We start from the raw sequence: 6,952 nt of genomic DNA, 5'->3' as shown, positions 1-6,952 counted from the left end.
CAAGCTCCTGCACCTCGCCTACGGCGTCCTCAAATCGGGCACCGCGTTCGACCCGAAAAGGGCCCTTGCCTGCTAGGGGGTAAGACGGTATCTACGCGCACGCCTTGAGGATGATGAGAGGCTCCGGTGCAGTCGAAACGGGATTCCTGGTAAAGCCCTGCCGCGGCTAAAACCGCTCCACGGAAGCTCGCGGCGAGCCCGCTGGGTGCACTGTGGGAGGGACTTCAGTCCCGACGCATTGCACCATCGGAAGCACACCGCTTCGCACGTCGCGGCTGCACGACAGTCGACTCTCAGCACACCTCCCCACCGCACAGGATCAGCCAGCTAGAACGCCTGCCGCTGCCGCGCTTCGCCAACACCGCCATTCCCGGTCCGCACCTGCGCCAGCGTCGCCAGTTCCTCGGCCAAGCGCTGCGCGGCGGCGCGCAGCTCCGGCACCGCAGTGATCTCCCACAGGCCGCCGCGCAGCAGCGGCCCCAGACAATACAAGCCGGCGACCGGCTGGCCGCCGGCGTCGCGCACCCGCAGCCGCGGATCGACCGCCAGCCCCAGGCCCAGCGGATCGGCCTGCAGCAGGCCGGCCTCGCGCAGCGCCGCGACCAGCGGATGGCTGGTGCGGGCGACGTCCGTATCCAGCCCGGTGGCGCGGATCAGCACGTCGAACTGTTCGGTGCGCGCGCCGCGGTCGGCGCGGTCGCGGATCACCGCTTCCACGGCGTCCTCGCCCAGGCGCGCACGCAGCAGGCGCCCGGCACGGATCCGCAACTGCCCCTGTTGCTGCATCTGCGCCAGCGCGGTGGCCGCGGCCGGCGCCAGGCGGTGCCGCGCCACCTCCCAGTACGGCCGCAGGTGGCGCAGGAAGCGGGCGCGCGCCGCCGGCGCCAGGCCGCTCCAGAACGGCTGCAGATGCAGACGCAGCGCATCCACCACGCAGCGCCAGTCCTCCACCACCGTGGTCAGTTGCCGCAGGCTGCGCACCAGGCCGCGCAGATCGTGGCTGCGCAGCGCCTGCGCCACGCTGGGCGGCAGGCTCACCGGCGCGCCGGGTTGCGGCAGATGCGCCTGCGGCGCCAGGCCCCGCCGCGACAAGGCGGTGATCGCGCCGCGGTGGCCGCGCCGGCGCAGGGTCAGGGCGACGTCGGCCATGGTCAGGCCGGTGCCGACCAGCAGCAGCCGCGCCTGCGGCGGCACCGTGTCGAGCACGCCGTCCTGCCACGGCCAGCCGATGTAGCGCCGGTGCACCGCCAGGCGCGGGCCGATGCCTGGCAGCGCCGCCGGCGGCAGTGCGCCGATCGCCAGCACCACCACGTCGCTGGCGAAGTCCTCGCCGTTGGCCAGGAACACGCGGAAGCCGTGCGGATCGCGCTCCAGCGCCACCGCCTCCTGCGCCACAGGCACCACCTCGGTCGCCGACGCCGCCAGCGCCGACGCCAGGTGCTGCTCCAGGTACTGGCCGTACTGCAGCCGCGGCAGGAACGCCATGCCCTGCGCGGCATCCAGCTGCAGCGCCGCGGCGAACCCGCCCGGGTCCTGCGGATCCACGCCCAGGTCCTTGGCGCGCACGTTCAACAGGTGCTCCGGCCACGCCGCGCCGTAGGCGATGCCGCGGCCGAAGGTGTCGGCCATGCCGACCAGGGTGATGCGGCTGGCGGTGCCCTGCCGGGCCAGCGCCGCGGCCAGCACGTTGCCGCAGAATCCTGCGCCGATGATCGCAATTCGCATGGCACGCACCTTGGTCGCCCGGGGCGTCCTTTGTGCCCGGGATGCGCCGCGCGGGTGTAAATCGCCGGTTAATGCGCGTGCTGCGCGGCATGGCGATCGGACATCAGCACATGGGCAATGCCCATGAGCGGGCTGGGAGGGCGCTGCCGCTCACCAGTTGGAAGATCGCCGAGACGGCGCCGTGCGCTGCGATCGGTCGCCGATCAAGCGGCCGCGTCGGAACAAGAGAACGCGTGCCGCCGGCGCTGGCTCACGTCGCGCTAGCCGCGGTGCCGCTGCATGATGGCCGCGGCGACCGGCCTGTGGCGCCGCGCCTGCGACCTGCACCGATCCAGATCCGCGCGCCGTGCGCTACCGCGCCGGCGAACGCTCCACCAGGCGGGGCGCATCGGCGACGAAGCTGTCCAGCACGCCGTCGGCGACCTTGACCGGGCCGCCGAAGCGGGTGGCGCCGGGAATGGAGGGGATCGCCGCGGCCTGCGCGGCAAGCTGCCGGGCCGTGGCGAAGGCCTGCTCGGCGGCCGGATCGCCGGCCAGCGCCTGGTTCAACCCGTCCACACTCAAGCGCAGCGCGCGGCCCCACAGCACGGTCGCGTCCAGCCATGGCGCCGCCTCGGCCACGAACGCGCCGGTGGCGGCGCCGGCACGGATGCGCTGCGGCGCCGCGGCCAGATCGTCGGCCGCCCGGCCCAGCGCGCCCAGCGCTGCGGTACGGGCGGCCGGATCGCCGTCGGCCAGCGCGTCGCGGGTGGCGTCGATCAGGGCCTTGAGCCGCGGCGCCTGCGGCTGCCAGGGCAGATGGCCGAAGGTCGGCGCCAGGTGCTGGGTATCGAAGAAGGCCAGCAACGCGTCGGCCACCTGCGCGTCGCCGCCGGCCAGGTCGCGCGCGGCCGCGCGCCAGGTGCGCTGCGCGTCGTAGCCGCGGTCGTTCCAGGCGAAGGCCAGCACGCCGGCCACCGCCGGCCGGCTGGCCACTTCCTGGTTCATCGGATTGGCGACGATGCCGCTCAGCTCCGCCGACAGCCCCGCCTGGCGGCGGTCGTACGGCGCCAGCAGCAGGCGCCCGGTGGTTTCGGCGAAATCGTTGACCGGATAGTTGTCCCACAGCAGCGTCTTGCGCCCGAACGCCTTGGTTGCGTTCTTCGCATCGCTCACCGAGATCGACGCCGGGACCACGTCGGTACCGGTCCACTGCACCACCACGCGCGGATCCAGCGCCTTGCGCAGCGTCGCCTTGTACGGCGATTCGGTGACGTTGAAGTACTCGGTCGGCACCATGATCAGCGCGCCGTGGCCGGCCGCGGCGATGTCCGCCTGCACCGCGTTGAGCAGCTGCGCCTGCGCGGTGGCCGCGGCCTGCTCGCCGGCGGGGCCGAACGCGCTGGCGTCGCCGGGGCAGTTCCACTTGGTGTATTCGATGTCGTCGAAGGCGATGTAGAAGCTGCGCACGCCGCGCGCGCGCAGTGCGGCGAACTTGCGCCGGATCGCCTGCAGATCGGCCGCGTCGCTGTAACAGATCGACGGCCCCGGCGAGAGCGCGTAGACGAAGTTGATGTGCTCGCGGTTGGCGACCGCAGCCAGCTTGCCCAACGCCGCCAGCGTGGCGGCCGGGTACGGCGCGCGCCAGCGATCGCGCGCAAACACGTCGTCCTTGGGGCTGTAGATATAGGTACTGGCCTTGAAGCGCGCCAGGAACGCCAGGTGCGCGGCGCGCTCGGCCATGCTCCAGGGCTTGCCGTAAAACCCTTCGATCGTGCCGCGCACCGGCATCGCCGGCGCGTCGGTCACCGCCACCGAGGCGATGCGCCCGTGCGCGACCAGTTGCCGCAAGGTCTGCGCCGCGTGGTACAGGCCGGCGCCGTCGCGGCCGGCCAGCACGATCCGCGTGCCGCCGCCGCTGGCCATGCTGCCGAGCGCATAGCCTTCCGCGCGCTCCGGCACGTCCAGGTCGACGGCGGCCAGCGCGTCACGCACCGGCGCGGCGTCGACGGTGCCGAGCACCACCGACACCGCCTGCGGGTCGCGCGGCAACGCGCTGGCACGGCGGATGCGGGAAACGCCGGCATCGCGCAGCACCGCACGCACCAGCGCCTCGGTGGCCGGATCGGGCGTGCCGGCCTGCACCAGCACCACCGACGGCCCCAGCGGCAATTCCGGTCCGAGCAGGCGCAGCGCGGTCGGCGCCGGGTACACCGCCGGCAGCGTCGCCGGCGCGGCAGCCAGTGCGGGGCCGACGCTCGCGCCGGCCAGCAGCGCCAGCGCCAGGAGGTAGCGGCCAAGGCCGCAACGGCCAGCACGGTCGGTTCGCATGTGCCCACTCCCTGATTGGTATTTCAGTGATTTTCAAATGGTATATACCACCTCCAGCCACGCCGATGCGCAGCGGCGCTGCAATACCGCCGTCCCATGCTGCGGCGACACTTGCATGGCCCGCGCAAGATGCGACATAACCGCAGCCGGAGGCGCGTGCGTGTTCCGCGCCATCGCGGCCTGCCACCCTCGCTCAGACCGGCCGCACACCGGCGGCAAAATCAAACATTTGTTTAAAACACCCACAACTTCGCCGAACTGGACAGCAATGCCGGCTTCGCGCAGACTGCCGCCCTTTCCGCTGCTTTGTTTCCGATGGCGCGATTGCTGCTGCTGCACGGCCCCAACCTCAACCTGCTCGGCACCCGCGAGCCGGGCGTGTACGGCCATGCCACCCTGGCGCAGATCGATGCGGCGCTGCTGGCCCAGGCCAGCGCCGCCGGCCACGCGCTGGAGAGCCTGCAGTCCAACGCCGAGCACGTGCTGGTGGACCGGGTGCAGGCCGCGCGCGGCGACGGCACCGCCTTCATCCTGATCAACCCGGCGGCCTTCACCCACACTTCGGTGGCGCTGCGCGACGCGCTGGCGGCGGTGGCGATCCCGTTCATCGAGATCCACCTGTCCAACCCGCACAGCCGCGAGCCGTTCCGCCACCACAGCTACTTCAGCGACCACGCGGTCGGTGTGGTCTGCGGTTTCGGCGCCGACAGCTACCGCTATGCGATGGACGCGGCACTGACCCGGCTGGGAGCGGCCGCATGAGCCGCGCCCACGCCCGACCGGCACCGCGCCTACCTGTCTGAGTCCCCGGGCCGCGCGCCCGGTCTTTTTCAAAGTCACCTCACGAGGCCGTTATGGATCTCCGCAAAATCAAGAAACTGATCGACCTGCTGGAAGAATCGAATCTCGCCGAGATCGAGATCAAGGAAGGCGAGGAAAGCGTGCGCCTGGCCCGCACCCCCAAGGGCATGACCGCCAGCGCGCCGCAGTACGTGGCCGCCGCCCCGGTGGCCGCGCCAGCCGCGGCCGCGCCGATGCCGATGAGCTCGCCCACCGAGGCCTCCACCGGCGGCAGCGCCAAGCCCGGCAACGCCCTGCCCGAGGGCCACGTGCTGCGCGCGCCGATGGTCGGTACCTTCTACACCTCGCCGTCGCCGGACAAACCCGCCTTCGTCAGCGTCGGCCAGACGGTCAAGGCCGGCGAGACCCTGGCGATCATCGAGGCGATGAAGATGTTCAACCCGATCGAAGCCGACGTCTCCGGCACCATCGTCGCGATCCTGGGCGAAAGCGGCCAGCCGGTGGAGTTTGATCAGCCGTTGTTCGTCATCGGCTGAAGAAGCCGGGACCCGGGACCCGGGACCCGGGACCCGGAACAGCAAGAGCGCCGGATTCGGCTTTGGCTCCTGCTCTTCCGGGTCCCCGGTCCCGGGTCCCGGGTCCCGAACACCTCCCGCGTTCGGAATCCCATCCCATGCTCGATAAAGTCGTCATCGCCAATCGCGGCGAAATCGCGCTGCGCATCCTGCGCGCGTGCCATACGCTCGGCATCCGCACGGTCGCGGTGCATTCCACCGTGGACCGCAACCTCAAGCACGTGGCCATGGCCGACGAGTCGGTGTGCATCGGCCCGGCGCCCTCCTCGGAGAGCTACCTCAACATCCCGGCGCTGATCGCCGCGGCCGAGGTCACCGACGCCCAGGCCATCCACCCTGGCTACGGCTTCCTGTCGGAGAACGCCGACTTCGCCGAGCGCGTGGAGCAGTCCGGCTTCATCTTCATCGGGCCCAAGGCCGACACCATCCGCCTGATGGGCGACAAGGTCGAGGCGATCCGCGCGATGAAGGCCGCTGGCGTGCCGTGCGTGCCCGGCTCGGGCGGCCCACTGGGCGAGGACATCGTCGCCAACACCAAGATCGCCCGCGAGATCGGCTATCCGGTGATCATCAAGGCCGCCGGCGGCGGCGGCGGCCGCGGCATGCGCGTGGTGCATTCGGAGGCCGCGCTGAAGGCCGCGATCGAGACCACCAAGTCCGAGGCCAAGGCCGCCTTCAGCAACGACCAGGTGTACATGGAGAAGTTCCTGGAGAATCCGCGCCACGTGGAGATCCAGGTATTGGCCGACGGCCAGGGCGGCGCCATCCATCTGGGCGAGCGCGACTGCTCGATGCAGCGTCGCCACCAGAAGGTGGTGGAGGAAGCGCCGGCGCCGGGCATCACCGAGGAACTGCGCAACGAGATCGGCAAGGTCTGCGTGGACGCCTGCATCCGCATCGGCTACCGCGGCGCCGGCACCTTCGAGTTCCTGTTCGAGAATGGCCGCTTCTACTTCATCGAAATGAACACGCGCATCCAGGTGGAGCACCCGGTCACCGAGCGCATCACCGGCATCGACCTGGTCTGCGAGCAGCTGCGCATCGCCGCCGGGCACAAGCTCAGCATCAAGCAGAAGGACATCGTCCTGCGCGGCCATGCGATCGAGTGCCGCATCAATGCCGAGGACCCGGAAACCTTCATGCCCAACCCGGGCCTGATCACCGGCTTCCACCCGCCCGGCGGCCCCGGCGTGCGCGTGGACACGCACATCTACAGCGGCTACAAGGTGCCGCCGAACTACGACTCGATGATCGGCAAGCTGATCGTGCACGGCCCCGACCGCGAGACCGCGATCGCGCGCATGCGCGTGGCGCTGAGCGAGATGGTGGTGGACGGCATCAAGACCAACATCCCGCTGCAGCAGCGGATCATGCGCGACAAGGGCTTCCAGGCCGGCGGCCAGAACATCCACTACCTGGAAAAGCGCCTGGCCGAACGCAAGAACAAGTCGATCGCGCTGTAGGAACGGCTGGGATTCGGGAGTCGGGATTTGGGATTCGCAAGACGCGGCACCGGCGCAGGCTGGCGCCAAACGTGCTGA

Annotated in this window: 5 protein-coding genes; 3 read left to right on the top strand and 2 right to left on the bottom strand. The window is 70.9% G+C overall.

Going from position 1 to position 6,952, the window contains the following annotated elements:
* Positions 1-327: 327 nt before the first annotated feature.
* Together GGR71_RS18395 and GGR71_RS18390 are read right to left on the bottom strand one after the other, a co-directional pair.
* Positions 328-1,725 carry an FAD/NAD(P)-binding protein gene (locus tag GGR71_RS18395; RefSeq protein WP_160957958.1) on the bottom strand — a complete coding sequence of 466 codons (1,398 nt, stop codon included), beginning with the start codon at positions 1,723-1,725 and terminating at the stop codon, positions 328-330.
* A gap of 351 nt (positions 1,726-2,076) precedes the next feature.
* On the bottom strand, positions 2,077-4,035 hold the full coding sequence (locus tag GGR71_RS18390; RefSeq protein WP_160957961.1) for a beta-N-acetylhexosaminidase family protein: 1,959 nt from the start codon (positions 4,033-4,035) through the stop codon (positions 2,077-2,079).
* A gap of 315 nt (positions 4,036-4,350) precedes the next feature.
* On the opposite strand from GGR71_RS18390, the gene aroQ reads away from it, so the two are divergent.
* From aroQ to accC, 3 genes are all read left to right on the top strand, one after another.
* Complete coding sequence (gene aroQ / locus GGR71_RS18385; protein WP_019801847.1) at positions 4,351-4,797, top strand: type II 3-dehydroquinate dehydratase; 447 nt, start codon at positions 4,351-4,353, stop codon at positions 4,795-4,797.
* A 92-nt stretch (positions 4,798-4,889) separates the two neighbouring features.
* Positions 4,890-5,372, top strand: coding sequence for an acetyl-CoA carboxylase biotin carboxyl carrier protein (gene accB / locus GGR71_RS18380; protein WP_160957964.1), 483 nt, complete (start codon positions 4,890-4,892; stop codon positions 5,370-5,372).
* Between the two features lie 137 nt (positions 5,373-5,509).
* The gene (gene accC / locus GGR71_RS18375) at positions 5,510-6,874 is read left to right on the top strand and encodes an acetyl-CoA carboxylase biotin carboxylase subunit (protein ID WP_010343850.1); all 1,365 of its coding nucleotides are present in this window, start codon (positions 5,510-5,512) and stop codon (positions 6,872-6,874) included.
* The last annotated feature ends 78 nt before the right edge of the window (positions 6,875-6,952 follow it).

This window comes from Xanthomonas sp. F1 (assembly GCF_014199855.1).
The sequence above is the reverse complement of the archived record's forward strand: the minus strand, read 5'-3'. Positions and strand labels throughout refer to the sequence as shown.

Coding starts and splice junctions, on each gene's coding strand:
- GGR71_RS18395 (WP_160957958.1), bottom strand. CDS start 1,725: ATGCGAATTGCGATCATCGGCGCAGGATTCTGCGGCAACGTGCTGGCC.
- GGR71_RS18390 (WP_160957961.1), bottom strand. CDS start 4,035: ATGCGAACCGACCGTGCTGGCCGTTGCGGCCTTGGCCGCTACCTCCTG.
- aroQ (WP_019801847.1), top strand. CDS start 4,351: ATGGCGCGATTGCTGCTGCTGCACGGCCCCAACCTCAACCTGCTCGGC.
- accB (WP_160957964.1), top strand. CDS start 4,890: ATGGATCTCCGCAAAATCAAGAAACTGATCGACCTGCTGGAAGAATCG.
- accC (WP_010343850.1), top strand. CDS start 5,510: ATGCTCGATAAAGTCGTCATCGCCAATCGCGGCGAAATCGCGCTGCGC.